The organism is Mesorhizobium sp. LNHC232B00 (assembly GCF_000502435.1).
GTDB classification, from domain to species: Bacteria; Pseudomonadota; Alphaproteobacteria; order Rhizobiales; family Rhizobiaceae; genus Mesorhizobium; species Mesorhizobium opportunistum.
Genome location: NZ_AYWP01000007.1, coordinates 1 through 24,974, shown reverse-complemented (window position 1 = coordinate 24,974; position 24,974 = coordinate 1). Strand labels below are relative to the sequence as shown.

General features: G+C 65.1%; 29 protein-coding genes and 1 tRNA gene. 10 read left to right on the top strand and 20 right to left on the bottom strand.

Features of this window, described 5'->3' with window-relative positions:
* The first annotated feature begins 23 nt into the window (after window positions 1-23).
* On the top strand, window positions 24-581 hold the full coding sequence (locus tag X743_RS157760) for a DUF6428 family protein (protein WP_023765327.1): 558 nt from the start codon (window positions 24-26) through the stop codon (window positions 579-581).
* 43 nt (window positions 582-624) lie between these two features.
* Here the strand turns inward: X743_RS157760 and X743_RS157765 are convergent, their stop codons facing one another.
* Entirely contained in the window at window positions 625-1,050 is a 426-nt protein-coding gene (locus X743_RS157765) for a helix-turn-helix domain-containing protein (protein ID WP_023765326.1), read from the bottom strand.
* A gap of 62 nt (window positions 1,051-1,112) precedes the next feature.
* Here X743_RS157765 and X743_RS157770 point away from each other — a divergent pair, with 62 nt between their 5' ends.
* Window positions 1,113-1,856 carry a cation transporter gene (locus X743_RS157770; protein WP_023765325.1) on the top strand — a complete coding sequence of 248 codons (744 nt, stop codon included), beginning with the start codon at window positions 1,113-1,115 and terminating at the stop codon, window positions 1,854-1,856.
* Between the two features lie 72 nt (window positions 1,857-1,928).
* Here X743_RS157770 and X743_RS157775 read toward each other — a convergent pair.
* The 9 genes from X743_RS157775 to X743_RS157815 all read right to left on the bottom strand — a co-directional run bounded on the left by X743_RS157775 (window position 1,929) and on the right by X743_RS157815 (window position 10,664).
* Window positions 1,929-2,013, bottom strand: a tRNA-Leu gene (locus tag X743_RS157775).
* A gap of 75 nt (window positions 2,014-2,088) precedes the next feature.
* The gene (locus X743_RS157780) at window positions 2,089-2,709 is read right to left on the bottom strand and encodes a 2,3-bisphosphoglycerate-dependent phosphoglycerate mutase (protein WP_023765324.1); all 621 of its coding nucleotides are present in this window, start codon (window positions 2,707-2,709) and stop codon (window positions 2,089-2,091) included.
* Between the two features lie 40 nt (window positions 2,710-2,749).
* Window positions 2,750-3,613: a 4-hydroxy-tetrahydrodipicolinate reductase gene (gene dapB / locus X743_RS157785; protein WP_051508531.1), complete on the bottom strand. Its 864-nt coding sequence runs from the start codon at window positions 3,611-3,613 to the stop codon at window positions 2,750-2,752.
* A complete protein-coding gene (locus X743_RS157790) occupies window positions 3,610-5,469 on the bottom strand; it encodes an ABC transporter ATP-binding protein (RefSeq protein ID WP_023765322.1) in 1,860 nt (619 codons plus the stop codon). The genes dapB and X743_RS157790 overlap by 4 nt, the downstream gene beginning before the upstream one ends.
* 143 nt (window positions 5,470-5,612) lie before the next feature.
* The gene (locus tag X743_RS157795; protein ID WP_013892020.1) at window positions 5,613-6,632 is read right to left on the bottom strand and encodes a glucokinase; all 1,020 of its coding nucleotides are present in this window, start codon (window positions 6,630-6,632) and stop codon (window positions 5,613-5,615) included.
* Between the two features lie 178 nt (window positions 6,633-6,810).
* A complete protein-coding gene (gene mepA / locus X743_RS157800; protein ID WP_023765321.1) occupies window positions 6,811-7,890 on the bottom strand; it encodes a penicillin-insensitive murein endopeptidase in 1,080 nt (359 codons plus the stop codon).
* A gap of 50 nt (window positions 7,891-7,940) precedes the next feature.
* Complete coding sequence (locus tag X743_RS157805; RefSeq protein ID WP_023765320.1) at window positions 7,941-8,840, bottom strand: SDR family oxidoreductase; 900 nt, start codon at window positions 8,838-8,840, stop codon at window positions 7,941-7,943.
* Window positions 8,837-9,991, bottom strand: coding sequence for a tRNA epoxyqueuosine(34) reductase QueG (gene queG, locus X743_RS157810; protein WP_023765319.1), 1,155 nt, complete (start codon window positions 9,989-9,991; stop codon window positions 8,837-8,839). Before queG ends, X743_RS157805 begins: the two co-directional genes overlap by 4 nt.
* Complete coding sequence (locus X743_RS157815) at window positions 9,972-10,664, bottom strand: glutathione S-transferase family protein (RefSeq protein WP_013892024.1); 693 nt, start codon at window positions 10,662-10,664, stop codon at window positions 9,972-9,974. Before X743_RS157815 ends, queG begins: the two co-directional genes overlap by 20 nt.
* A 320-nt stretch (window positions 10,665-10,984) precedes the next feature.
* Here X743_RS157815 and X743_RS157820 point away from each other — a divergent pair, with 320 nt between their 5' ends.
* Window positions 10,985-11,791: an undecaprenyl-diphosphate phosphatase gene (locus X743_RS157820; RefSeq protein WP_023765318.1), complete on the top strand. Its 807-nt coding sequence runs from the start codon at window positions 10,985-10,987 to the stop codon at window positions 11,789-11,791.
* Window positions 11,792-11,890: 99 nt separating this feature from the next.
* Here X743_RS157820 and X743_RS157825 read toward each other — a convergent pair whose 3' ends face one another.
* Entirely contained in the window at window positions 11,891-12,268 is a 378-nt protein-coding gene (locus X743_RS157825; protein ID WP_023765317.1) for a YraN family protein, read from the bottom strand.
* Window positions 12,261-13,169 carry a 16S rRNA (cytidine(1402)-2'-O)-methyltransferase gene (rsmI, locus tag X743_RS157830; protein ID WP_023765316.1) on the bottom strand — a complete coding sequence of 303 codons (909 nt, stop codon included), beginning with the start codon at window positions 13,167-13,169 and terminating at the stop codon, window positions 12,261-12,263. The genes X743_RS157825 and rsmI overlap by 8 nt, the downstream gene beginning before the upstream one ends.
* Before the next feature lie 169 nt (window positions 13,170-13,338).
* Here rsmI and X743_RS157835 point away from each other — a divergent pair, with 169 nt between their 5' ends.
* Window positions 13,339-13,533, top strand: a complete 195-nt coding sequence (locus X743_RS157835) for a hypothetical protein (RefSeq protein ID WP_023765315.1) — start codon at window positions 13,339-13,341, stop codon at window positions 13,531-13,533.
* Between the two features lie 73 nt (window positions 13,534-13,606).
* On the opposite strand, the gene X743_RS157840 is transcribed toward X743_RS157835, so the two are convergent.
* From X743_RS157840 to rph, 7 genes are all read right to left on the bottom strand, one after another.
* Window positions 13,607-14,044, bottom strand: coding sequence for an EamA family transporter (locus X743_RS157840; RefSeq protein WP_023765314.1), 438 nt, complete (start codon window positions 14,042-14,044; stop codon window positions 13,607-13,609).
* 21 nt (window positions 14,045-14,065) lie between these two features.
* Entirely contained in the window at window positions 14,066-14,389 is a 324-nt protein-coding gene (locus X743_RS157845; protein WP_023765313.1) for a low molecular weight protein tyrosine phosphatase family protein, read from the bottom strand.
* Between the two features lie 42 nt (window positions 14,390-14,431).
* Window positions 14,432-14,755, bottom strand: coding sequence for a hypothetical protein (locus X743_RS157850; RefSeq protein ID WP_023765312.1), 324 nt, complete (start codon window positions 14,753-14,755; stop codon window positions 14,432-14,434).
* Between the two features lie 82 nt (window positions 14,756-14,837).
* Window positions 14,838-16,001, bottom strand: a complete 1,164-nt coding sequence (hemW, locus tag X743_RS157855; protein WP_023765311.1) for a radical SAM family heme chaperone HemW — start codon at window positions 15,999-16,001, stop codon at window positions 14,838-14,840.
* Window positions 15,998-16,675: an RdgB/HAM1 family non-canonical purine NTP pyrophosphatase gene (gene rdgB, locus X743_RS157860; protein WP_023765310.1), complete on the bottom strand. Its 678-nt coding sequence runs from the start codon at window positions 16,673-16,675 to the stop codon at window positions 15,998-16,000. The genes hemW and rdgB overlap by 4 nt, the downstream gene beginning before the upstream one ends.
* Complete coding sequence (locus X743_RS157865) at window positions 16,675-17,085, bottom strand: VOC family protein (RefSeq protein WP_023765309.1); 411 nt, start codon at window positions 17,083-17,085, stop codon at window positions 16,675-16,677. Before X743_RS157865 ends, rdgB begins: the two co-directional genes overlap by 1 nt.
* A gap of 176 nt (window positions 17,086-17,261) precedes the next feature.
* A complete protein-coding gene (rph, locus tag X743_RS157875; protein WP_023765307.1) occupies window positions 17,262-17,978 on the bottom strand; it encodes a ribonuclease PH in 717 nt (238 codons plus the stop codon).
* 198 nt (window positions 17,979-18,176) lie between these two features.
* On the opposite strand from rph, the gene hrcA reads away from it, so the two are divergent.
* The 6 genes from hrcA (at window position 18,177) to X743_RS157905 (ending at window position 23,868) form a co-directional block, all read left to right on the top strand.
* Complete coding sequence (hrcA, locus tag X743_RS157880) at window positions 18,177-19,259, top strand: heat-inducible transcriptional repressor HrcA (RefSeq protein ID WP_023765306.1); 1,083 nt, start codon at window positions 18,177-18,179, stop codon at window positions 19,257-19,259.
* Window positions 19,260-19,328: 69 nt separating this feature from the next.
* Window positions 19,329-19,526 (top strand): hypothetical protein, encoded by a 198-nt coding sequence (locus tag X743_RS157885; RefSeq protein ID WP_013892036.1) that lies wholly within the window; start codon window positions 19,329-19,331, stop codon window positions 19,524-19,526.
* Between the two features lie 74 nt (window positions 19,527-19,600).
* A complete protein-coding gene (locus tag X743_RS157890; protein ID WP_031257662.1) occupies window positions 19,601-20,977 on the top strand; it encodes a sorbosone dehydrogenase family protein in 1,377 nt (458 codons plus the stop codon).
* Window positions 20,978-21,124: 147 nt separating this feature from the next.
* The gene (locus tag X743_RS157895; protein WP_023765304.1) at window positions 21,125-21,742 is read left to right on the top strand and encodes a LysE family translocator; all 618 of its coding nucleotides are present in this window, start codon (window positions 21,125-21,127) and stop codon (window positions 21,740-21,742) included.
* Between the two features lie 181 nt (window positions 21,743-21,923).
* The gene (gene cysK, locus X743_RS157900; RefSeq protein WP_023765303.1) at window positions 21,924-22,904 is read left to right on the top strand and encodes a cysteine synthase A; all 981 of its coding nucleotides are present in this window, start codon (window positions 21,924-21,926) and stop codon (window positions 22,902-22,904) included.
* 337 nt (window positions 22,905-23,241) lie between these two features.
* Window positions 23,242-23,868: a glutathione S-transferase family protein gene (locus tag X743_RS157905; protein ID WP_023765302.1), complete on the top strand. Its 627-nt coding sequence runs from the start codon at window positions 23,242-23,244 to the stop codon at window positions 23,866-23,868.
* A 3-nt stretch (window positions 23,869-23,871) separates the two neighbouring features.
* Here X743_RS157905 and X743_RS157910 read toward each other — a convergent pair.
* Window positions 23,872-24,974: DUF6596 domain-containing protein (locus tag X743_RS157910; RefSeq protein ID WP_023765301.1), on the bottom strand; the 1,103-nt coding region annotated here is incomplete at its 5' end.

Below are 24,974 nucleotides of genomic sequence, written 5' to 3'. Positions count from 1 at the left end.
TATCAAAATAAGGATTACCGCAGATGGTCGGCCCTGACAACAACGAATTCGACCACCCCGAATTCGACCATATCCTGCCGCCCGGCTCGGCCGACATCACCATAGAGGGCTTGCTTGGGTTCCTGTCCGCCCACGGGGAAAAAGCCCTGGTGTTTGTCTATGACGGACACGCGGTGCGGTCTGGCTATCACGTGACCGAGGTGAAGGCCGGCCAGTTCGCCGCGCTCGATTGCAGCGCCAATCCCGAATCCTGGTCGGAGATCTTTGTGCAGTTGCTTGATGTGGATGAGGCCGAACGCACGCATATGCCGGCGGCCAGGTTCTCGGCCATCATCCGCAAGGTAACCGAGCATGTCGGGCTCGACCATTCGGCCAAGCTGACCTTCGAGGTCAGCGACGGCGTGCGGCCCATGCAACTCTACAGCGCGGCCCTGCCCGAAATCGTCGCGGGCACCGTGCGTGTCGACTTGTCACCGCGGCCAGCGAGCTGCAAGCCGCGCGACCGATGGCTCGAGGCGCAACAGAAGGCCAGCGTTTCATGTTGTGCACCGGCAATTGAGGGAAAGCCGTGCTGCAGCTGACATTTGGCTGGCCGCCGAGCAGAGCCCATGCGGATTGGACACTTCACCCCAGAGCCAAAGGGCCGTGTTCATGGCTCCGATCAGCCAAAGTCTCGATGACCCGGCATTCAGCCACCCGGCCGCAGGCGCACTCATCGACCATGCGTGCCAGCTCCAGTCGCAGAGCGTTGAGGCTGGCGATTCTGCTCTCGACTTCCGCCAGCCGGGCCTTGGCTATGGCGTCGGCTGACGCACAGGACTGCTCTGGTCTGTCCTGAAGCGCCAGCAGCGTCCGAATGGCGTCGACCTCAAAGCCCAGTTCGCGGGCATGTTTGATGAAAGCCAGCCTCGAAACGGCGCCCTTGGCGTAGCGTCTTTGCTGCCCGTCGGTGCGCGGTGGCGCCGGCAGCAGGCCGATCTGCTCATAGTAGCGGATGGTGGGGACCTTCACCGCCGTTCGCCGCGAAAGCTCGCCGATTGAGAAATCCATAAAACCCCTTGAACCTCTAGTGGCTAGAGGAACTAAAGTGGCTTGAAACATGGAGATTTTCAATGGCCCACGATTGCTGCGCTCACGAAACGACGATCTGCGCAGGCCCGCCGCCTCTGGTGCTGCCGGCCGGGATCGGCAAGGCGGAAGCGGCAGGTGTGGGCTCGGCGAATGCCTCATGCTGCTCGGGCGGCGTGGCCGTCTTCGATGGCATGGATATTCGCTACAAACGCGTGCTTTGGGCTGTCATTGCGATCAACGGCGCGATGTTCCTCACCGAGATGGTTGCCGGGCAGCTGGCCGGATCGCAAGCCCTCAAGGCCGATGCCTTGGACTTCCTCGCCGATACCGTCACCTACGGCCTCAGCCTCGCCGTGATCGGCGCGACCCTGCAGACACGCGCGACGGCGGCCTTGTTCAAGGGCCTGTCGCTGTTCGTCATGGCGCTGTGGGTGTTCGGCTCGACGGCCTACCAGACCTTGATCCTCGGCGTTCCGAGTGCGGAGGTCATGGGTGTCATCGGCTTCATGGCGCTGGCGGCAAACCTCGCCTCCGTCCTGCTGCTGCGTCCCTACAAGGATGGCGACGCGAATGTCCGCTCGGTCTGGCTTTGCTCGCGCAACGACACCATCGGAAATGTGGTGGTGATGGCTGCCGCCATAGGGGTTTGGGGCACATCCACCGCCTGGCCGGATCTCGTCGTCGCCGCACTGATGGCCGGGATATTCCTGACCTCGTCCGTTCAGATCCTGAGACAGGCTTGGTCTGAGTACAGCCAGGGCCGACAGCTTGCTGCCGCGGAATAACAAAAAAGCCCGGACGAACCGGGCTTTTTGTCTAAGCGTCTGAACCACATAGAACGGTTCGAAACGGGAATTTGGTGCCCAGAAGAGGACTCGAACCTCCACTCCTTGCGGAACACGGACCTGAACCGTGCGCGTCTACCAATTCCGCCATCTGGGCTGGTGCGGGCTCATGTAAGCGGGCAAGTGATTGCTGTCAACGCGCTTTTTTCAAAGCGGTTCGCCGCTTGCCGGCTCAGCCCTCCAGCACTTCCTTCGACGCGACGGTGGAATCGGCGTTGAGCTGGTAGATGACCGGCACGCCAGTGCCGAGTTCGAGCTTGACGATCTCCTCGCCCGACTTGCCGTCCAGCGCCATGATCAGCGCGCGCAGCGAGTTGCCGTGGGCGGCAACCAGCACGGTGCCGCCGCGCAGCACGTGCGACTGCATATCATGCAGGTAATAGGGCCAGACGCGCGCGCCGGTGTCCTTGAGGCTTTCGCCGCCGGGCGGCGGCACGTCGTAGGAGCGGCGCCAGACGTGCACCTGGTCCTCGCCCCACTTCTTGCGGGCATCGTCCTTGTTGAGGCCGGAAAGGTCGCCATAGTCGCGCTCGTTCAGCGCCTGGTCGCGGATGGTCTCGAGGTCGCTCTGGCCGACGGCGTCGAGAATATGCTGGCAGGTTTTCTGCGCCCGGACCAGGGCAGAGGTGAAGGCGATGTCGAACTTCAGGCCGCGCGCCTTCAGTTTTTGCCCGGCGGCCTTGGCTTCGGCATGGCCCTGCTCGGTCAGGTCGACGTCGCGCCAGCCGGTGAACAGGTTTTTCAAATTCCATTCGCTCTGGCCGTGGCGCACGAGCACGAGGGTTCTCGACATGTTTGCTCCCTACAATCGCTACAAGATGTGACGGTCCGCCTCAGCTTAAGCCGAGCACGTCCCGCATCGAATACAGCCCCGGCTTCTTGCCGCGTGCCCAAAGCGCCGCCTTGACGGCACCGCGGGCGAAGATGGCACGGTCCTCGGCATGATGAGACAGCGTGATGCGCTCGCCGGTGCCGGCCAGGATCACGCTGTGGTCGCCGACGACAGAGCCGCCGCGCAGCGTGGCAAAGCCGATCGAGCCGGTTTTTCGCACGCCTGTGTGGCCGTCGCGTGAACGCACGTCATTGCCGGCCAACGCGATGTCGCGTCCGGCGGCGGCGGCCTCGCCGAGCAGCAACGCGGTGCCGGACGGCGCGTCGACCTTGTGCCTGTGGTGCATTTCGAGGATCTCGATGTCGAAATCGTCGGCGTCGAGCGCCCGCGCCGCCTGTTCGACCAGCACCGCCAGCAAATTGACGCCGAGGCTCATATTGCCTGACTTGACGATCGTCGCGTGGCGCGCGGCGGCCGCGATTTTCGCATTGTCTTGCGCCGAGCAGCCGGTGGTGCCGATGACATGGACGATGCGCGCCTGCGCAGCGTAGCCGGCGAATTCGACCGTCGAGGCCGGGGTGGTGAAATCGAGCACGCCGTCGGCCTTGGCGAAGGCCGGCAGCGGATCGTCTGATATCGACACATTGATGATGCCGATGCCCGCCAATTCGCCGGCATCCTTGCCAAGATGGGGCGAGCCCGCCCGCTCGACGGCGCCGATGACGCGCGCGCCCGGAATGGTGTGGATGGCGCGGATCAGCGTCTGGCCCATGCGGCCGGCCGCGCCCACCACCACGAGGCCCATATCGCCTGTAGGCTTGCCATCGCTTGCAGGCTTGCCGGTCGTTGCCGATATCTCGCTCATGCCGTGCTCCCGGCGATGTTTTGCGTCTCTAGGTCTCGGCCCGAAGTTTGGATCGGCGCGCTGTCGTCGACAAGCCCCAGGCCCTTGACGCCCTGTATGCGGTGGAAGCGGGCATAGATGCTGTCCGGGTCGGCCATCAGCGTCGCGTGCGTGCCTTCCTCGACCAGCCGTCCCTCTTCCAGCACGATGATGTGGTCGGCATTGATCACTGTCGACAGCCGGTGCGCGATGACGATCGTCGTGCGCCCCTGCATGACATGCGTCAGCGCCTCCTGGACGCGCGCTTCGGCCTCGTTGTCGAGCGCCGATGTGGCCTCGTCGAGCAGCAGGATCGGTGCCTGGCGCACGATGGCGCGGGCGATCGAGACGCGCTGGCGCTGGCCGCCGGAAAGGGTCGAGCCGCCTTCGCCGACCGGCGTGTCGTAACCTTGCGGCTGCTGGCGGATGAACTCGTCGGCTGCCGCCTGTTTGGCCGCCTGTTCGATCTCGGCGTCCGTGGCCGACAGACGACCGTAGCGGATGTTGTCGCGGATCGTGCCCTCGAACAGATAAGGGGCCTGCGCCACATAGGCGATCGACTGCCGCAGCGAATGCTTGGTCACTTTCGAGATGTCCTGGCCATCGACCTCGATGGTGCCCTGGTCGACGTCGTAGAAGCGCTGCAGGAGCGCCACCAGCGTCGATTTGCCGGCGCCCGACGCACCGACGATCGCCGTCACCTTGCCGGCGGCGGCAGTAAAGCTCAGATCCCTCAGCACCGGCAGGTCGGCGCTGTAGCCGAACGTCACATTGTCGAAGCGCACCTCGCCGGTGGTGACCCTGGCCTCGACGGCATCGGGCGCGTCGCCCTGTTTCGGCTCCAGGTCCAGCAACTCGTAGATCATGCGCGCGTTGACCAGCGCACGTTCCATGCCCACCTGTGTGCGCGCCAGGCGTCTTGCCGGGTCGTAGGCCATGATCAGCGCGGTGATGAAGGAAAACACCGCGCCCGGCGGTTGCCCAAGCACCAACGCCCGGTAGCCGGAATAGGCAAGCACGGAGGTAATGGCGAGGCCGCCCAGGATCTCGGAAATCGGCGACAGCCGCTCCGAGACGCGGGCGATCTTGTTGTTACGCTGCTCGGCCGTATCGGCCATGATGCCGATGCGGCGCGCCAGCTCCTCCTCCAGGGTGAAGGCCTTGACGATGGCGATGCCCTGCGTGGCCTCCTGCACGGACCCGTTCAGCCGCGAATTGATCAGCACGGATTCCCGGTTGATGCGCCGCAGTCGGCGGGTGATGTAGACGACGGCCCAGATCAGCGGCGGGCCGATAAGCAGCGAGCTGAGCGACAACACTGGATCCTGGTAGATCATGACGCCGACGAGAGCGATCAGCGTGACCGCGTCGCGGCTGATGGAGGTCAGTGTCAGCGACAGAAGATCGCGAACGCCGCCGACATTCTCGTTGACCTGTGCCGCCAGCCGACCGGAACGCGTATCGTTGAAGAAGTCGACGCCGAGCTTCATCAGATGGTCGAAGCTGCGCTTCTGGTAGCGCGCGACCAGATTGTTGCCGATCTTGGCCAGCGCGACGGCCTGACCGTAGCCGGCGAAGCCGCGCAGCACCGAGGCGCCCATGAAACCGGCGCAGATCCAGACGATCATATCGCCGCGCCGTTCGTAGAAGATCTGGTTGATCATCGGGGCCATGATCCACGCCGTGAAGGCAGTGGTGCCGGAAACAATCAGCAGGCAGGTGACGGCAACGACATAGGTCCAGCGATACTCATTGCCGTTCTCAGCGAGGATGCGGCGGAGCACCGCCGTGACCTCGCTGGGCCGGACTTTCTGTTTGTGTGGGGCTTGAAGGGTCAAATCGGGAGCGCTTTGTGGTTTTCCGCCTCGTAGGACCGGGCTGCAAATTCGGCACCCCTCTTAGCGCCATGCGGCCGGCTTGCCTATGGCCGCGGCTGATTAACTTCGTCGCGGGCGCCCAAGCGGACCGCGGCCCCTGAGCTTCAGGCCTGCCAGCGCCGGCCCGCCGTCTGGACGCCGAACAGCGAGGGGTTCCTGGCATAGGCGGCAAGGCCCAGAAGTGCCGCCAGGGGATGGGTGATGACATAGACTGGCATGGTGCGCATCAGCGCGCTGTGCGGCGCCTTGTCCTCGAAGGCGGCGCGAAAATTGCCTTGCTTCAGCGCCGGCACGATCTTCTGCGCGATGCCGCCGGTCAAGAACACGCCGCCACGGCTCATGAACACAAGGGCAAGGTCGCCGGCGGTGCGCCCGAGGCAGGTGACGAATGTTTCCAGCGCTTCCTGCGCGACCGGATCAGTCTTGGCCAATGCCGCGCCAGTGACCTCGGCCGGCGTGGTGAACGGCGCCGGCTTGCCGTCGGCCTTGGCCACCGCCCGGTAGACGTTGACGAGGCCGCGCCCGCACAGGATCTGTTCGCCCGAAATGCGGCCCTCGAGTTTCTCGATATGCGGGAAAACCTCGAAATCGCGCGGCGTGCGTGGGCCTATGTCCATATGGCCGCCCTCGCCGGGCACCGGGATCCAGTGGCGCAGCGCATGGACCAGCCCGGCAACGCCGAGGCCCGTTCCGGGTCCGAGCACCACACGCCCGGCATTGGGCTCCGGCGTGCCGCCGCCGATCTTTTCCATGTGCTCCTCGCCGAGCGCGACGACGGCCAGCGCCTGCGCCTCGAAATCGTTGAGCACGACGATGTCGCTCAGGCCGAGATTGGCGAACATCTGCTTGGGCTTGACCACCCAAGGGCAGTTGGTGAGCTCAATCTCGTCGCCGTCGACTGGCCCGGCCACCGCCAGCACCGCCGAATTGGGCCGGACCGACGAGCGGTCGAGCACTGCCGCCTGGATCGCCTCGTCGATGGTGTTGTAGTTGGCGGTCTGGACGATTTGCGGCTCGGTAGGTTCGGAATTGGCGTCGAGCACGATCGAAAAGCGCGCATTGGTGCCGCCGATGTCGCCGATCAGGATCGGAAACCGCAGCAAAGTGTCGTCATCGCCTGCCATGCTCTTCGTCCGCCTCGTTCTCGGCAGCTTCTCGCTGCCTCGTCGTTGACTAGCGCATGGTCCCGCAAAGGGAAAGCCGCTTCAGTGCCAGTTTTCAAGCGCCGGCGCCGCCCCTCACCTGCCTGCCGGCATCCTCTCCCGTAAACGGGGCGAGGGACGCTATCATTGTGCGCGGCGGTCAGTTCGCCGGCGGTCGCGGACGTGGCACCGGAGCGCCCATCCTGGGGGTGGCTGCGAACGCATTGGCCGCGCTTGGCAAATCGCCAGCGCCGCTGACCGTGGTGACGGGCTGTGCCGGCGCTTCCGGTTCGGATGCGACCACCGCGACCGGCACGGCGCCGCCATGGTAGGTCGCGGCTTCGGCCGAGGCCGGCCCCGGCGCGTCGAGCACGGCGCGGCATTCGCTGGGCAGGTTCGCCATCGTCATCACGTCACGGGCTTTCGGCGCATCGGGGTTCTTGTTGGGCCGCCACGGCTCCTGCGTGAACCACCAGGCCAATGGCTTGCCACAGCCGTCATCATCCGGCGTCGTTTCCTGGGCCTTGCAATTGGGCGAACCCGGCTGGCAGCCGATGCGCATGTGGAAATGATAGTCGTGGCCCCAGAACGGCCTGACCTTGCGCAGCCAAGCGCGGTCGCCCTTGACGGTGTCGCAGAGCTTTTTCTTGATGCCCGGATTGACCAGGATGCGCTCGACTTGCGGATAGCTTGCCGCCCGTTTCAGAAGCGCCGTGTGCTGCGGCGTCCACAATGCGTCCTTCACCAGATGGGTCTTCTCGTCGACCATCAAGGTGGCGCTCATCGATTCGCGCTGTGCCGTCGACAGCGGTCGGCTGGGCATCGGCGTCAGCCAGATATCGGCGTCGAGGCCGATCTGGTGCGAGGCATGGCCGGTCATCATCGGGCCGCCGCGCGGTTGCGAAATGTCGCCGATCAAAAGGCCGGGCCAGCCATCGGCGGCAGCGTCGCGCGACAATTTCTCGATCACCGCGATCATCGCCGGATGGCCCCAGCGGCGGTTGCGCGAGGGGCGCATCACCTCCCAGGTCGGGCCGTCCATTGGAATGGCGACGCCGCCGGCGAAACAGCCCTTGGAGTAGAAGCCGATCGACTGCGCCGCGGTCGCCGCCGGCAGTTTCTTGGCGCCGAACAGGTCTTTGGCCCGCTCCTCGGCCATTGCAGGCTGCGCAGCGAGAGCGAGCAGGCCAAGTGCCGCCGCCAACAGTGATTTCTTGCCCAGCCGCATCGCCGTATTCATGAAACCGGATCCCCAACGCAAGCCCAAGACCGAATCATAGCACGCAACAGTCAGCGCTTCATCGGGCTACGCGCTTCGCCGGCGCGCCAGTTGCCGTCAGCCCACATATGGTCGAAGGCGGTGCGGTAATCCGGAAAGCGAAAACGATAGCCCGCCGCCTTGATCGCCGCATTGGCGACCCGTTTGTTTTCGCCATAGAAGGACCGCGCCATGGGCGAAAGTTGGGCGGCGTCGAAAGGAATTTCGGGCGGCGGCGTGACGCCCATCAGCGACGCGGCATAGGCGACGACATCCTGCGGCGGCGCCGGCTCATCATCGGTGGCGTTGAAGATGCCGCCTTTGTTGCTCCCGATGAGCTGCCAGAGCGCGCCGGCAATGTCGTCGCAATGGATGCGGTTGAACACCTGGTCCGGCTTGACCAATCGCCTCGCGGTGCCGTTTTCCAGATTGACCAGGGCGTTGCGGCCCGGACCGTAAATGCCGGATAGCCGCAGGATCGCCACCGGCCGGCCGATGTCCCTGCCAAGCTTCAGCCAATCCTGCTCCGCCGCGACCCGCATCACCGAGCGCTTCGACACCGGCCGGCATTCGGCTGTTTCATCGACCCAGGCGCCGGCATAATCACCATAGACGCCGACGGTGGAGAGATAGCCGATCCACTCCAGCGCCGGCATTCGAGCGATCGCCGCGCGGGCGGCATTCAGCACGGGATCGCCGGCGTCGTCGGGGGCGACCGAAACCATCAGATGCGTCGTTTTCTTCAGCGCCTCGCCGACTTCAGCGGTCAGCGCGCCGTCGAACAACAGCGGTGCGATGCCGGCCTGGCGCAGCGCCTCGAATTTGTCGGGCGAGCGCGTGGTGCCGATGATCGCGGCAGCACCCGGGTTGGCCCGGGCAAAGGCCTTGCCCGAGTAGCCGGCGCCGAAGACGAAGACCTGTTTTTCGCTCATGCATGTGCCCTGGTTGGCCGCGCCAGGCGCCATTCCTCGCGCACCGCCGCATCGTTCTCGGTTGCCAGGCCGATGGCGGCCCGTTCGGCATATTCGGCATCGGGCACAAGCCGCGCCAGCGCCCATATTGCCGCGCCCCGCACCAGCGGCGAGGTATCTCCCAGCAGTCCGCGCACGGTGCCGGCGAGCGCGGGATCACCGGAATTGCCGGCTGCGATCAAAACGTTGCGGAGGAAGCGGTCGCGGCCGATGCGCTTTATCGGCGAGCCCGAGAAGAAGGCACGGAAGGCCGCATCGTCCAGTTCGAGCAGGTCGGCGATCGCCGGCTCACGCAGATCGTCGCGCGCGGCGAGTTTTGCCTCGGAAGCCGCCCTGGCGAACTTGTTCCAGGGGCAAGCGGCTAGACAATCGTCGCAGCCATAGATGCGGTTGCCGATCGCCTCGCGGAATTCATGCGGGATCGGCCCTTTGTTCTCGATGGTGAGGTAGGAAATGCAGCGCCGCGCATCGAGCCTATAGGGCGCCGGGAAGGCATCGGTCGGGCACGCATCAAGGCAGGCGCGGCAGGAGCCGCAATGGTCGATCTCGGCCCGGTCGGGCGCGAGTTCGGCGGTCGTGAAGATGGTGCCGAGGAACAGCCAGGAACCGTGTTCGCGGCTGACCAGATTGGTGTGCTTTCCCTGCCAGCCCAGGCCCGCGGCTTCCGCAAGCGGCTTTTCCATGACCGGTGCAGTGTCGACGAACACTTTGACGTCGCCGCCGGCGCGTGCGACGATCTTGCCGGCGATCTCCTTCAGCCGCCCCTTCATCACCTCGTGATAGTCGCGGTTTTGCGCATAGACCGAGATCGCGCCCCGGTCGCGCCTGGCCAGCAGATCGCGCGGATCGTGGTCCGGTCCGTAGTTCATCGCCAGCACGATGATAGAGCGCACTTCAGGCCAGAGCGTGGAAGGCTCGCTGCGCCGCGCAAGCGTCTCGGCGATCCAGTCCATCGAGCCGTGAAAACCGTCGGCGACGAATTCGGCCAGCCGCGACGGCGCCAACGGGATCGCATCGGGAGAGGTGACGGCGACGGCGTCGAAGCCGGCGCGACGCGCCTCCGCGTCGATCAGCGCGCGCAGTTTCGCGGCGTCAGAAGTCGAGGTCCGCATAATGCGACACCGGCGACAGGCCGCGCACCCGGTCGGTCAAAAGCGGCCGGAAGGAGGGCCGCGACTTCACCCGCGTGTACCACTCGCGCGCGGCAGTGTGTTCGCGCCAGTCGATCTCGCCGAGATAGTCGAGCACCGACAGCGTCGCGGCGGCGGCGAGATCGGCATAGGTGACCCTGGAACCGGCCAGCCAATGGCGGGTGCCGGCCAGCCAGTTGGTGTATTTCATGTGCTGGCGGATATTGGCGCGCGCGGCACGGATCGCGCCTGAATCGGGTGAGCCGCCGCCCGCCGTTTCCGGCATGATCGGCTTCAGCACGCGCTCGCGCACCAGATGCCTTGTGACCTCGCTTTCGGCCTTGTTGAGATACCAGTCGATCAGCCGGCGGATCTCGGCGCGCTGCATCGGGTCCTCGGCGAACAGCCGCTTGTCGCGCTTCAAGACCCCGCGCGTCTCGTCGAGATATTCCGAGATGACCGTTGCGCCGACGATCGGCACGTCGCCTTCGGCCAAAAGGATCGGCAGCGTGCCGGCCGGGTTCAGCGCCAGGAACTCCTTGCGCCGCGTCCACGGCTTCTCCTCGATCAGCGCCAGCTCCTCGCCATACTCGCCAAAGGCGAGGCGGACAAAGCGGCAGGTGGCGAACATGGGATGGTGGAAAAGCGTCAGCATGGTTCCGCGATGATAAAGCGCACTGGTGTGGTTCGGATTTGAAGTTCCTGTCCCCTCAACGGCATCCGCGTTCAGGAACTTCAAATCCAAACCACACCAGAACTTAAGTTGGCAGTGTGGCTCAGAATCCGGAATTCGCGCATCGCGCTCGTCCCAGCTGTGGCGAATTCCGGATTGCCACACTGGCGAATCGCCGGGCGCACCGGTAAGTCTTGGCCGCCCGGTTAGCGGGCCGTCAGGGTGTTGCGACCTATAGGGGGACTTGCAGGCCATGACAAGCAAGCCGTTCTGTCAGCCATCACGCAAATGCCGAGGTAGCCATGGAAAGCCAGACCTTCGTCGAAGCCCTGCTGCTCGGCCTGCTGGAGGGGCTGACCGAGTTCATACCGGTGTCCTCGACCGGTCATATCCTGCTCGCCGGCCATTTCCTCGGCTTCCACTCGACCGGCAAGGCCTTCGAGATCCTGATCCAGCTCGGCGCCATCCTGGCGATCCTCAGCGTTTATTTCCGCCGCCTCTGGAAAATGCTGCTCGAACTGCCGCACGACCGGCTGACCAGGCATTTCGTCATCGGCATCCTCATCGCCTTCCTGCCGGCGGCGGTCATCGGCGCGCTGGCGCATGATTTCATCAAGACGGTGCTGTTCGAATCGCCAAGGCTGATCTGCATCATGCTGATCATCGGCGGCGTCGTGCTGCTGGCGGTGGACCGCATGAACCTCAAGCCGGTCTATCGCGACGTCGAGCGGTTTCCGACCCGGCTTTACCTGCAGATCGGCCTGTTCCAGTGCCTGTCGCTGATTCCCGGCACATCGCGCTCGGGCTCGACCATCGTCGGCGCGCTGCTTTTGGGCGTCGACAAGCGGGCGGCGGCGGAGTTTTCGTTCTTCCTCGCCATTCCGACCATGGTCGGCGCCTTCGCCTTCGACCTGTTCAAGAACCGCAATGTGCTGAGCAGTGCCGACCTGCCGATCATCGCCATCGGCTTCGTCGCCGCCTTCGTCACGGCACTCATCGTGGTGCGCTTCCTGCTCGATTACGTCTCGCGCAACGGCTATTCGCTGTTCGGCTGGTGGCGGCTGGTGGTCGGCGGCGTCGGGCTGGTGGCGTTGATGATCTGGGGGTGAGGAGTGGTCCGCGTAGCGGACGGAAAGCCAATTGCTTGGCTTTCCGAACGACGAACGCCCTGAGCCAGCGAAGGGCGAGCAACGCCGGCAAGTAACCCTCTAACTCCTCCCATAAAACGCATTCTCGACATGCACCGGCCAGCGCCAGGGCAGCACCGCGACCATGTCGAAGCGCATCGACAGCTTGCCATAGTCCGCCTGCCGCGACAGCCAGATGTCGGCCGCCCCCTCGATGCGGCGCTCCGATTCATGACCGATCGCCTCCATGGCCTCCATCAGCGTGCGGCGCGCCTTGACCTCGACGAACAGCACGAGGTCGCCGCGCCGCGCGATGAGGTCGATCTCGCCGAAGCGGGTGCGGTGGCGGCGCGCCAGGATCCGGTAACCCTTCAGCATCAGCGCCACCGCGGCCAGCCATTCGCCGCGATGGCCGCGCCGATAGGCCTTTTGGCGGCTGGCGGTCGGGCGCTCAGCCACCGCTGCCTTCCATATCCTTCAGTTCCAGGAGCCGCCGGTAAAGCGTCTGCTTCTGGCCGCCGGTCATCTTGGCCGCTTCCGCCGCCGCCTTGGAGGCCGGCATCTCGGCGGCGAGCGACAAAAGCAACCGGTCGATATCGGCCGGCTCGTCCGCCTTGGCCTCTGCCGGACCGATACAGACGACGATCTCGCCCTTCGGCGTATCGGCCGCCGCATAGTGATCGGCCAGCGCTTGCAGCGTGCCGGTGCGCATCTCCTCGAACGTCTTGGTCAATTCGCGGCCGATAGCGGCCTTGCGTTCGCCGCCCAGGGTTTCAACCATAGCGCCGAGCGACTCAGCCAGCCGGCGCGGCGATTCGAAGAAGATCAGCGTCGCCGGCACGGCTTTCAGCGCTTCCAGCCGCGACAGCCGCTGGCCAACCTTGACCGGCAAAAAGCCGGCGAACAGGAAAGCGTCCGACGGCAGGCCCGACGCCGTCAGCGCGGCAAGCGGCGCCGACGGACCGGGGATGGGCACGACGCGAATCCCCTGGTCGAGCGCTTCGCCGACCAGTCGGTAGCCGGGATCGGACACCAGCGGCGTGCCGGCATCGGAAATCAGCGCCACGCTCTGGCCGGCCTGAAGCGACGATATCAGTTTCGGCCCGGCCTCGCCGGCATTGTGCTCATGATAGGCCGTGGTGCGGCGGCGGATGCCGTAGCGGTCGAGCAGCACGCGCGACACCCGCGTGTCCTCGCAGGCGACGATGTCGGCGGCGGCCAGCGTCTCCAGCGCGCGCAGCGTGATGTCGGCGAGATTGCCGATCGGCGTCGCCACCAGATAGAGCGCCGGCTCCAGCGGCCGGGCCGCGATCTCGGCCTGCCCGACCACATAGCTGCGCTTGCCCGTCTCACCGGTCACTGATCAACTCTCCCTTCGGCCTGTTTGGCCATGCCAAATCCTTGTTTGGCATGGCTGGCGCGGGCTTGCAAAAGCTCACGTCGATGTAAGGCAATCGCCATTCCTTTGCCACAGTAGGGAACGAAACCGGGTTTGGCAGATTTAGTCCCTGATTCCCCGGGAGGACAGGATGGACAGCCTCAAGATACAGGACGCTTTCGAGCCCTATTATGCCGGCCGCAACCGCGTTGCCAAGGACACGCGGCTGCCTGCAGAGACCGACGCCAGCCCGACCAGGCGGCCCGCACGCGGCTTGCCGATGAGCACCGTGCCGACAACCATCAGGCATTCCGACACCGAACCCCAAAGCATGACGGAGCACTGACCGGACGATGCCCAATCGCTTCGATATCTTCATCACCCGTCTTGAAACGAAGAGCGCACGCCATGGCGTGCCGCTAACCCCGATAGGCGACCAGCACAGCACCCGCCGCGATAAGGGCGACGCCAAGCCAGTTCGCTCCGGAGAGGCGCTCGCCGAGAAAGACCGCGCCAAACACCGCCACAAGCACGACGCTTAGCTTGTCGATGGGCGCCACCTGCGCCGCATTGCCGATCTTCAGCGCGCGGAAATAGCAGAGCCAGGAGGCCCCGGTCGCCAGACCGGAGAGGCCGAGGAACAGCCAGGTCTTTCCGGAGATCGTGGACGGCGACTGGAACTGGCCGCTGGCCAGCAGGATCGCCCCGAGCACGGCCAGGATGATCACCGTGCGGATGAAGGTGGCGAAGTCGGAATTGATGTTCTCGATGCCGACCTTGGCGAAGATCGCCGTCAGTGCCGCGAAGGCCGCGGACAGCAGCGCCCAGAATTGCCAGGAGGAGAAGGTCAGGTTCATTCGGGCCTCGCGCTTCGGGTTTCAACCGAGATAGCGTGAAACGCGCGCCTTAAGAAGCTCGATCAACTCCAGATCCATGAACTCGTAGTTATCGGGTATATCGAGGCAGATGACCCGGGCCTTGTTCAGGCTGGCCTTGAATTTCTTCTGCAGCTTGGTGCGGTGCACCTTTTCCATGACGAAGATGATGTCGGCCCAGGCGACCAGTTCGTGCGTCAGCGGCGTATCGGCGTCGTGGTTGGTTCCCGCCGATGCGACCTCGATATCCCGGCGCTTGGAAAACACCTGTTCGGCCGTGGGACTGCGCAAGCGGTTCTGGCTGCAGACGAAGAGGACATTTTTCACCAGCTCTTGGCTTCCTGGCTCAGTGGCGCTGCGGCTGCGACATTACTCATCGAACATTTCGCGTATCGACTTGGTCAGCGGTATGTACTGATCAAGTGTCAGTCCGTAGAGTTCAAACTCTACGGCGTGCTCGTGCGGCAGTGCTCTCAGATTTATGCCGACATAGGTAAGAAAGCCCCGGACTACATCGAACTCAGTCATGCCAGAGGGCTTGTGTCTCGATATGACCTTCTGATTTTTGATAATTACGGCATCGGCTCGATAGAAATCCTCGTCGGCCTGAGGCTTTGAAATTTCGGTCAATCCAAACTCGAAGACATCATCCGTGTTCACCGTGCGCAGCGTCTCATGGATCAGATACTTCATGGCGCACCCACATCGGAAACGGCGTGACGGTTTTCAGCCAAGCATGTAGCATTTTTGCCTGAGCAGAAAATTACCTTTTGGTCTATCGCGCCAAATCCGCCACCACGGCGTCGAGCACGATCATGCCGGCCGGCGTGGCGCGCAGCCGCGTATTGCCGATCGGCGCCACCAGTCCTTCGCCCTGCAACACCGACAGCCGCGCGCTCGACAGGCCGCGGCCGGAAAACGCCTCGTAGCGCGAAAGGTCGATGCCTTCGGCCAGCCTCAGTCCCATCAGCAGGAACTCGTCGGCCTCCTCCGAGCGCGTCAGGATCTCGCCGCCGGTGATGCCGTGGCCCTTGGCCTCGACCAGATTGGCCCAGGTCTCCGGCATACGCTCGGCGATCGTCACCGTGCGGCGGCCATGCTCGACGAAGCGGCCATGCGCGCCGGGACCGACACCGACATATTCGCCGTAGCGCCAGTAGGTCAGATTGTGGCGGCTTTCGGCGCCCGGCCGGGCGTGGTTGGAAATCTCGTAAGCCGGCAAACCATGCGCCGTGGTGATCTCCTGCGTCAACGCATAGAGGTCGGCGGCGTGATCGTTGTCGGGGATGATGAATTTCTTCGCCGCGTGCAGCGCGTGGAAGGGCGTGCCTTCCTCGATGGTCAGCTGGTAGAGCGACAGATGGTCGGCGGCATGGCCGATCGCCTGTTCGAGCTCCGATGCCCAGGCTTCCGGCGTCTGGCCGGGCCGGGCGTAAATGAGATCGAAGGAGAGCCTCGGGAATATTTCCCGCGCCAGCCCGATGGCGTGCAAGGCCTCCTCGACATTGTGCAGGCGGCCGAGGAAGCGCAGATCCTTGTCGTTCAACGCCTGTACGCCAAGCGAGACGCGGTTGACGCCGGCCGTCCGGTAGCCGCGAAACCGTTCGGCCTCGACCGAGGACGGATTGGCCTCCAGCGTCACCTCGATGCCGTCAGGCACGGTCCAGTTCCTGGCGACGGCGTCCAGAACCCTGGCCACGGTTTCCGGCTTCATCAGCGAGGGCGTGCCGCCGCCGAGAAAGATGCTTGTCACCTCACGCGGGCCGGTGCGCTGGCGCATCGTCGCCAGTTCCGCCTCGAAGGCGGCGGCAAAGCGCTCCTGGTCGACCGGCTGGTGGCGAACATGGCTGTTGAAGTCGCAATAGGGGCATTTGGCCGCGCAGAACGGCCAATGAATGTAGACGCCGAAGCCGGGGGCCCGGTCGAGCAGCATGCTCATGCCTCGCCCAATCTCGCCAGATCCAATCGTGCCTGGGCGAATTTCTGGAAGGCGCGGGCACGGTGCGACAGCGCGGTCGACTGGCCAGGCTTCCAGCCATGCTTTTCCTCGGCGCTCATCTCGCCAAACGTCTTGTCGAAACCATCCGGCAAGAACACCGGGTCGTAGCCGAAGCCGAGCTCGCCCCGCGGCGGCCAGACCAGCGTGCCTTCGGCCTCGCCGCGATAATATTCGGCCTCGCCGTCGGGGAAGGCGAGGCAGATGACGGCGACGAAGCGGCCCTTGCGCTGCTCCGGCAACGCGGCTCCGACTTCCTGCAACGCCACTTCGGTGCGCTGCATGGCCATGGCGAAATCCCTGCCGCCCTCGGGGGTTTCGGCCCAGTTGGCGGTGTAGACGCCGGGCGCGCCGTCGAGTGCGTCGACGCACAGGCCGGAATCGTCGGATAGCGCTGGCAGGCCGGTCGCCTTCGCGGCGGCCAGCGCCTTGATGTAGGCGTTTTCCTCGAAAGTGGTGCCGGTTTCGTCCGGTTCCGGCAGGCCATAGTCCTTGGCCGACTTCGCCTCGAAACCGAACGGCCGCATCAGGTCGGCGAACTCGCGCAGCTTGCCGGCATTGTGGCTCGCAACGACGATCTTCTTGCCGTCGAGTGAGTGAACAGTTGGCGAATGCATCAAAGGCCCCAGATTCTTGGCTCGGCAAACTCGATCGAATTGCCCGAGGGGTCGCGTATATAAATCGAACGGCCGCCTTGCGGCCATTCGAATTCGCTTTCGATGGCGACGTTCCTCGCCTTGAGATGGGCCGTCCAGGCCGCGATTTCCACGGCGGTCGCCGCAAAGCAGAGATGGCCCTCGCCGACTGCGCCATGCGGCGGCACCTTCAGCTTGGCATCGGGCGCTGGCGGGATCTTGGTTGCCTCGGCGTTGAAGATGAGCAGCACACCGGGTCCGCAACGGAAGAAGAGGTGGCGGCCGTCGGCCTTGCCAAGGAGGTGAAGGCCGAGGGTGTCGCGATAGAATTGTTCGGCGGCGTGCAAGTCTGTGACGTAGAGGGCTGATTCAAGAATGGCAGAGGGAGTCACGAGGCACCCCCCTCTGCCCTGCCGGCCATCTCCCCCTCAAGGGGGGAGATTGGCAGTTTCGCTGACGGCGCCTCGACGTTGATGATTGGCGAAACCCGCAACCATAGCCGATCTCCCCCCTCGAGGGGGAGATGCCCGGCAGGGCAGAGGGGGGCGCTCAAGCTCGGCATTTGACCCTACGCCACCGCCATCTGCTGCAAACTCACCAGGCGCTGGATGCCTTTCTTGGCCAGGCCCATCAAGTCCGCGAACTGCCCTTCGGAGAACGGCTCGCCCTCGGCGGTGCCCTGGATCTCGACGATGCCGCCCTTGCCGGTCATGACGAAATTGGCGTCGGTGCCGGCCGAGGAATCCTCGAGATAATCAAGGTCGATGACCGGCTGGCCGTCATGGATGCCGCAGGAAATCGCCGCGACATGGTCCTTCAGCACCTTGGAAACGCTGGTCATCTGCCGCGCTTCCATCCAGCGCAGGCAGTCGTACAGCGCCACCCAGCCGCCGGTGATCGAGGCGGTGCGGGTGCCGCCATCGGCCTGGATGACGTCGCAGTCGACGGTGATCTGCTGTTCGCCCAGCGCCTGCAGGTCGACCACGGCGCGCAGCGAACGGCCGATGAGACGCTGGATTTCCAGCGTGCGGCCGCCCTGCTTGCCGGCGGATGCCTCGCGGCGCATGCGCTCGCCGGTCGAGCGCGGCAGCATGCCATATTCGGCTGTCACCCAGCCCTTGCCGGAATTGCGCATCCAGCCCGGCACCTTCTCCTCGAGGCTCGCCGTGCACAGGACATGGGTGTCGCCGAACTTCACCAGGCACGAGCCTTCGGCGTGCTTGGAGACGCCGCGCTCGAAGGAGATGGCGCGCATTTCGTCGAATTGGCGTTTGGAGGGGCGCATTCAGGCTTCTTTCTTGTCATTTTCGGAATCTTGGCCGGCTTGTAGCCGCATGGGGAGCATGGCGCAAAGGAAAATGGCCGGCTGAGCGCAAACGCGGCACCGGGCGATCTGACACAGACGCCGGGCGATCTGATGCAGACACCGGGTTGCGCCCACCGTGCCGAAGTCTATATCCTGAACAAGGAGGTTTTTGGCCGTATGACCAAGGCAGTCGATCCGAGTTCGCAATCGCCCGCACTTCAATCACTCGACATGCGCTCACGCGACATCTTCCGGCGCATCGTCGATTCCTATCTCAGGGATGGCGAGCCCGTGGGCTCGCGCAGCCTGTCGCGCATCCTGCCCTCCTCGCTGTCGCCGGCCACCATCCGCAATGTGATGAGCGACCTGGAACATCTCGGGCTGATCTACGCGCCGCATATCTCGGCCGGCCGGCTGCCGACGCAGGCCGGCCTGCGTTTCTTCGTCGATGCCTTCATGGAACTTGGCGACCTCTCCGACGAGGAGCGCCGCACCATCGAGGCACAGGTGCGGGCCTCGGGCTCGGGCGCGACGCTGGAGCATATGCTGACCGAGGCCAGCCAGATGCTGTCGGGCATGTCGCGCGGCGCCGGCCTGGTGCTGGCCGCCAAGAACGAGGTGGCGCTGAAGCACATCGAATTCATCCAGCTGGAGCCGACCAAGGCGCTTGCCGTGCTGGTGTCGCAGAATGGCGACGTCGAGAACCGCGTCGTCGAGCTGCCCGCCGGCATCACCGTCTCGCAGCTGCACGAGGCCTCGAATTTCCTCAACGCGCATATTCGGGGCCGCACGCTGGCCGAGGCACGGACCGAGATCGCTCGCATCAAGGAAGAGACAAGGGCAGCGCTGGACACGCTGTCGCAGGATCTCGTCGAGAAGGGGCTGGCGGTATGGGCGGGCGCCGAAAGCGGCCTGCCGGCGCGGCTCATCGTGCGCGGCCGGGCCAACCTCCTCGAAAACGTCACCGCGCAGGCCGATATCGAACTGTTGCGGCACCTTTTCGAGGACATGGAGACGCAGGACGGGCTGATCCAGCTGCTTGATCTGGCCGAGCAGGGATCGGGCGTGCGCATCTTCATCGGCTCGGAAAACAAGCTGTTCTCGCTGTCGGGCTCGTCGCTGGTGGTCGCGCCCTATCGCGACAAGGACGCCCGCGTCGTCGGCGCGCTCGGCGTCATCGGCCCGACCCGGCTGAATTACGCGCGCATCGTGCCGATGGTGGATTACACGGCGCAGCTGATATCGCGCATGCTGCGCTAGGTATATTGATATTCAGCCGGCCTGCGAGCGGCGACTTCCTGCGCTTCCTGGCCGCCAAGGAGAAAAAGAATGGCGCTCGAAGAGTTCAAGGCCCGGATCAGCCTGCTGCTGGAGGAAATGGTCAACCAGCCGGAAGACCAGCACGAAATCCAGGAACAGCTGCGCGAGAAGCTGCGCGAAATGCGCGCCATGGGCCTGCCGCTGCCGGCGGATCTCGTCGCCTTGGAAAAGCGCCTCGACGACGATTTTTACGCCGCCGGGACCTGAACCCGGAAGCAAGACGGAACCCAGGGACAAACCGGCCGTTGATACTTCCTTCGCGACCAGGTGGAGGGACGACAATGATCGCTGGGACCCGAATGGCCGGACTGGGGCTTTCCGCACTGCTCCTCGCGACCGCGGCGTTCGCCCAGCAGGCCGACCAGCCGGTGCTGAAGGGTCCGGCCGCCTTTGGCGACTGGCGCGCCGACAAGCCCGGCGTGCGCCGCCTGATCAAGCCGGAAGACCTACCGAAGCCCAATCTCGCCAAGTCGGCCTCGAACAGCGCCGGCCTTGCCGAAAGGCCGGCGGACGCCAAACCGCAACTGCCGGAAGGCTTTTCGGCCGAGCTGATCGCGTCCGGCATCGACAATCCGCGCGTGGTACGCGCGGCACCCAATGGCGACCTGTTCGTCGCCGACAGCGAAGCCAACCAGATCCGCGTCTACCGCCTGACCGAGGGCAGCGCCAAGCCCGCCGAGAAAAGCATCTTCGCCGGCGATCTCAACCAGCCCTACGGCATTGCCTTCTACCCGCCGGGCAGCGACCCGCAATGGGTCTATGTCGCCAACAGCGACAGCATCGTGCGCTTTGCCTACCGCAATGGCGATCTCAAGGCATCCGCCGACCCGGAAACCATCGTCGACGACATTCCATCGAACCATCACTGGACCCGCGACATCGCCTTTTCGCCCGATGGCAAGACGCTCTATCTGTCGGTCGGCTCGGGCTCGAACGCCGCCGGGGACATGGGCAAGAGGCCGAGGGGCGGACTCGATGCATGGATCAAGTCAAAGCCGCTCGGTGCCAGCTGGGGCTCCGAAGAGGGACGCGCCGACGTGCAGGCCTTCGACCCCGACGGCAAGAACGGCCGCGTCGTCGCCACCGGCCTGCGCAACTGCTCGGGCATGACCGTCCAGCCGGCGACCGGCGCGCTGTGGTGCGTCGTCAACGAGCGCGATGCGCTCGGCGACAATGTGCCAGCCGAATACGCCACATCGGTCAGGGAAGGCGCCTTCTATGGCTGGCCCTGGTACTATATCGGCAACAACGAAGATCCGCGCCACAAGGGCGAGCGCCCCGACCTTGCCGGCAAGGTCGATATTCCCGATGTGCTGATGCAGGCGCATTCGGCGCCGCTCAACATCGCCTTCTACGACGGCAAGGACCTGCCCGCGAACACCGGGTTTCCCAAGGAATATCGCGGCGATGCCTTCGTCGCCCTGCACGGCTCCTGGAACCGCGGCAACAGGACCGGCTACAAGGTCGTGCGCCTGCTGTTCAAGGATGGCAAGCCGACCGGCGAATACGAGGATTTCATGACCGGCTTCGTCGTCTCCAACGGCGAGGTGTGGGGCAGGCCGGTCGGCGTGACTGTGGCCAAGGATGGCGCGCTGATCGTGACCGAAGACGGCAACGGCACCATCTGGCGCGTCACCTACGATGGCGGCCGTTCCTGATCCTGCAGGGCGGCGCAAGCCCCCTCACCCGGACGAGGGGGCCAGCGCGAGGTATCTCGGATGTCTGGTGCAATGGATTCCGACCCCAGAGAATTCAATCCTGGTCCGTTCCATGCGACAAGGCAGGCCAATCCGGGACCACCAGCCATGACCTTCACCGGCTTCCTCGCCTACAGTGCCGCTCTCGGCATCGCCGCCGCCATTCCCGGTCCCGGTGTCACCGCGCTTGTCGCGCGGGCGCTTGGCTCCGGCTTCCGCTCGTCGCTGGCCATGTCCTTTGGCCTGATGCTCGGCGACCTCACCTACCTGACCGCCGTGGTCCTCGGCCTCGCCTTCGTCGCGCAGACTTTCGGCATGGTGTTCCTGGCCGTCAAATGGGCCGGCGTCGCGTATCTCGCTTTCCTCGGCTGGCGCTTCTGGACCGCCGGCATCACACCCGAAACCGTCGAAGCCCGGAAGGGCAAGGGTGGACTGGCGTCGAGCTTCATCGCCGGGCTGACCGTCACGCTCGGCAATCCGAAGACGATGATCTTCTATCTGGCGATCACGCCGACCATCGTCGACTTGAAGACCATCACGCTGGCCGACTACGGCATTCTCGTCGCGCTGACGATCGTCGTCCTGTTCGTCGTGCTGGTGCCTTACCTAGCGCTGGCCGCCAAGGCGCGCTGGTTCCTGAAATCGCCGCGTGCGCTGAGGGTGCTGAACCGCACCGCCGCCGGCTTCATGGTCGGCGCCGCGGCGGCGATCGCTGCCCGCCAGTAGCCTCTGCCCGGCCAAAATATTCCAGATATCGGCCTTTTCGGAAAACGCTTTTCCGAGACGCAGGCGCTTTAGACATGCGCCCCACTCGGATATTCTTCGCTGACGGTCTATCTTGCGCGACCGAAGGCCCTTTGCCGCCAATTGCCTGAAATTACTTGCCTGACTCCTGGGAGCGAAACCAATGAACAAGCCCGTCACCTCCGCCCGCGCCCCCGGCCGCGGCCGCATCTACAATTCCATCACCGACACGATCGGCGACACGCCTTTGGTGCGGCTCGACAAATTCGCCAAGGAAAAGGGCATCGTCGCCAAGCTCGTCGCCAAGCTCGAATTCTTCAACCCGATCGCTTCGGTCAAGGACCGCATCGGCGTGGCGATGATCGAGGCGCTGGAGGCGGCCGGCAAGATTTCTCCCGGCAAGACCACGCTGATCGAACCGACCTCGGGCAACACCGGCATCGCGCTCGCCTTCGCCGCCGCCGCCAAGGGCTACAAGCTGATCCTGACCATGCCGGAGACGATGTCGGTCGAGCGCCGCAAGATGCTGGCGCTGCTCGGTGCCGAACTGGTGCTGACCGAGGGCCCGAAAGGCATGAAGGGCGCCATAGCCAAGGCTGACGAGCTGGCCGCGACCATCCCCAACGCGATCATCCCGCAGCAGTTCGAAAACCCGGCCAACCCGGAGATCCACCGCAAGACGACGGCCGAGGAGATCTGGAACGACACGCATGGCGAGGTCGACATCTTCGTCGCCGGCATCGGCACCGGCGGCACGATCACCGGCGTCGGCCAGGTGCTGAAAAAGCACAAGCCCTCGCTGCATGTCGTCGCCGTCGAGCCGGAGGCATCGCCGGTGCTGTCGGGCGGCCAGCCCGGTCCGCACAAGATCCAGGGCATCGGCGCCGGCTTCGCGCCGAAAATCCTCGACACCACGATCTATGACGAGATCGTCAAGGTCTCGAACGAGGATTCCGTCGCCAATGCTCGTCTCGTCGCCCGCCTCGAAGGCGTGCCGGTCGGCATTTCGTCGGGTGCCGCCCTGCAGGCGGCAATCGTCGTCGGCTCGCGGCCGGAAAACAAGGGCAAGACCCTGGTCGTGGTCATCCCCGACTTCGCCGAACGCTACCTGTCGACGATCCTGTTCGAAGGGCTGGGGGCGTAGGCGCGCGGAACTTAAGCGCCGAGATCCTTCGCGCCCCCCTCTGCCCTGCCGGGCATCTCCCCCACGAGGGGGGAGATTGGCCGTGTTGGTCGTCCCGCCTTTCTCGCACCGCCTGCGATTGGCGAAATCGGTGGCGAAGCTGATCTCCCCCCTCGTGGGGGAGATGTCCGGCAGGACAGAGGGGGGCGCTGGCCCGACAGCATAGAAAGTTCTGCATCGACCAGCCATCTGGCCCGCTGAAAAAACCAGCCGTGGCGACCGACGCCCGCTTGAGCATAACCCTGCTTCCGGTCCATATCGCCTACGGCCCGATTGGTGCGGGCCGGGGGAGAATCCGATGTACAAACTCTACACACGGCCCGGCAGCGGCGGCTTCGTCGTCGAGGCGGCGCTGGCGCTGGCGAACGCGCCGTTCGAGCAGATCGACGTGCCGAAGACCGACCGGCCGGATCCGGCCTTCCTCGACATCAGCCCGCTGAACCAGGTGCCGGTGCTGACCTTGCCGGACGGGCAGTCGATGACCGAATCGGCGGCGATCTGCATCCTGCTGGCCGAGCGCCATCCCGAGGCCGGCCTGGCGCCGGCGATCGGCGCGCCGGCCCGCGTCGATTTCCTGCGCTGGATGGCCTTCATGTCGTCGGTGCTCTATCCGGCGGTGCTGCGTTTCTACTACGCGCCTCGCTACACGTCCGATGCCGACGGCACGAAGGCCGTAAAGCAGGCGGCGGTCGCCGAGATGGATCGTGGCTTCGCCGTTCTCGACAACGTGCTCAAAGGCCGTGACTGGCTGGTCGGCGACGGCCTGTCGCTGGCCGACATCTATCTCGTCATGCTGGTGGCCTGGCATCCAGACATCGAGGCCGCGCGGATGGCATGGCCGAACATTGAACGCCTGTGGGCGAAGCTGCGCGGCCATCCGCTGATGAAGACGCTCAACACGTCGCACGAGATGTGGCCGGGCTGAAGGTCAATTTCGCAGCGCTGCCCGTTTGCCTTGCAGGAAGCGCCGTACCGCCGGGTCGCGCTCGAGGCCGATCGCCCGGTCATAGGCTTCGCTCGCCTGCGGCACTTGCCCGAGCCTGGCCAAAAGCCCGGCGCGCGCGGCCCAATAAGGCTGATAGTCGTCAAGGCGCTTGTCGTCACCCAGCACGTAAAGGGCCGCCAGTCCCGCCACGGCGCCCTCGGCCTCGGCGACCGCCACCGCACGGTTGATCGCCACGACGGGCGATCCGGCGATCGAAAACAGCGCGTCATAGAGCTCGCGGATCGCCACCCAGTCGGTGCGACCGGTCAGCCGTCGCGCCGCGTGCGCCGACTGGACTGCGGCCTCGAGCTGGTAACGGCCGATGACGCCACTCTGCGCGGCGCGGGACAGCAGCGCCTCCGCCTCATTGATGAGGGCACGGTCCCACAGCTCGCAATCTTGTAGCGCCAACGGCACGAAGTCGCCTTCGGCATCGCGCCGCGCGGCCCGGCGGGCCTCGGCAAACAGCATCAGCGCAAGCAGACCCAGCGCCTCCGGCTCATCGGGCATCAGCGAGGCCACCAGCCGGCCGAGCCAGATGCCTTCGGTCGCCAGGTTGCGGCGTTGTGTTTCGGTGCCGGCCGGGTCCGACCAGCCTTCGGCGAAGGCGGCGTAGATGGCTTCCAGCACCGCGTCCAGCCGCTCGCCGAGTTCGGCCCGCTCCGGCACGCGGAACGGAATGCCGGTTTCACGGATTCGGGTCTTTGCACGCACCAGGCGCTGGCCCATCGTCGCCGGCGAGACCAGGAAGGCGGAGGCGATGGTCGCGGCATCGAAACCCAGAATGGTCTGCAGGATCAGCGGCGCGCGGACGCTCGATTCGATCGCCGGATGGGCACAGGCGAACATCAGCCGCAAGCGTTCGTCGGGCATGTCTTCGTCGGGCAAGTCTTCGTTGGTCATGCGCGCCTCCGCTTCCTCGGCGATCAGCCTGAGATGCTCGCGGCCGGCTTCGCTGGTCAGCCGCCGCCGCACCGCATCGACACGCCGCCGGCGCGCCACCGCCAGCAGCCAGGCTTCCGGCTTGTCGGGCACGCCGGTGCGCG

Coding starts and splice junctions, on each gene's coding strand:
- X743_RS157760 (WP_023765327.1), top strand. CDS start 24: ATGGTCGGCCCTGACAACAACGAATTCGACCACCCCGAATTCGACCAT.
- X743_RS157765 (WP_023765326.1), bottom strand. CDS start 1,050: ATGGATTTCTCAATCGGCGAGCTTTCGCGGCGAACGGCGGTGAAGGTC.
- X743_RS157770 (WP_023765325.1), top strand. CDS start 1,113: ATGGCCCACGATTGCTGCGCTCACGAAACGACGATCTGCGCAGGCCCG.
- X743_RS157780 (WP_023765324.1), bottom strand. CDS start 2,709: ATGTCGAGAACCCTCGTGCTCGTGCGCCACGGCCAGAGCGAATGGAAT.
- dapB (WP_051508531.1), bottom strand. CDS start 3,613: ATGAGCGAGATATCGGCAACGACCGGCAAGCCTGCAAGCGATGGCAAG.
- X743_RS157795 (WP_013892020.1), bottom strand. CDS start 6,632: ATGGCAGGCGATGACGACACTTTGCTGCGGTTTCCGATCCTGATCGGC.
- mepA (WP_023765321.1), bottom strand. CDS start 7,890: ATGAATACGGCGATGCGGCTGGGCAAGAAATCACTGTTGGCGGCGGCA.
- X743_RS157805 (WP_023765320.1), bottom strand. CDS start 8,840: ATGAGCGAAAAACAGGTCTTCGTCTTCGGCGCCGGCTACTCGGGCAAG.
- queG (WP_023765319.1), bottom strand. CDS start 9,991: ATGCGGACCTCGACTTCTGACGCCGCGAAACTGCGCGCGCTGATCGAC.
- X743_RS157815 (WP_013892024.1), bottom strand. CDS start 10,664: ATGCTGACGCTTTTCCACCATCCCATGTTCGCCACCTGCCGCTTTGTC.
- X743_RS157820 (WP_023765318.1), top strand. CDS start 10,985: ATGGAAAGCCAGACCTTCGTCGAAGCCCTGCTGCTCGGCCTGCTGGAG.
- X743_RS157835 (WP_023765315.1), top strand. CDS start 13,339: ATGGACAGCCTCAAGATACAGGACGCTTTCGAGCCCTATTATGCCGGC.
- X743_RS157840 (WP_023765314.1), bottom strand. CDS start 14,044: ATGAACCTGACCTTCTCCTCCTGGCAATTCTGGGCGCTGCTGTCCGCG.
- X743_RS157850 (WP_023765312.1), bottom strand. CDS start 14,755: ATGAAGTATCTGATCCATGAGACGCTGCGCACGGTGAACACGGATGAT.
- hemW (WP_023765311.1), bottom strand. CDS start 16,001: ATGAGCATGCTGCTCGACCGGGCCCCCGGCTTCGGCGTCTACATTCAT.
- rdgB (WP_023765310.1), bottom strand. CDS start 16,675: ATGCATTCGCCAACTGTTCACTCACTCGACGGCAAGAAGATCGTCGTT.
- rph (WP_023765307.1), bottom strand. CDS start 17,978: ATGCGCCCCTCCAAACGCCAATTCGACGAAATGCGCGCCATCTCCTTC.
- hrcA (WP_023765306.1), top strand. CDS start 18,177: ATGACCAAGGCAGTCGATCCGAGTTCGCAATCGCCCGCACTTCAATCA.
- X743_RS157885 (WP_013892036.1), top strand. CDS start 19,329: ATGGCGCTCGAAGAGTTCAAGGCCCGGATCAGCCTGCTGCTGGAGGAA.
- X743_RS157890 (WP_031257662.1), top strand. CDS start 19,601: ATGATCGCTGGGACCCGAATGGCCGGACTGGGGCTTTCCGCACTGCTC.
- X743_RS157895 (WP_023765304.1), top strand. CDS start 21,125: ATGACCTTCACCGGCTTCCTCGCCTACAGTGCCGCTCTCGGCATCGCC.
- cysK (WP_023765303.1), top strand. CDS start 21,924: ATGAACAAGCCCGTCACCTCCGCCCGCGCCCCCGGCCGCGGCCGCATC.
- X743_RS157905 (WP_023765302.1), top strand. CDS start 23,242: ATGTACAAACTCTACACACGGCCCGGCAGCGGCGGCTTCGTCGTCGAG.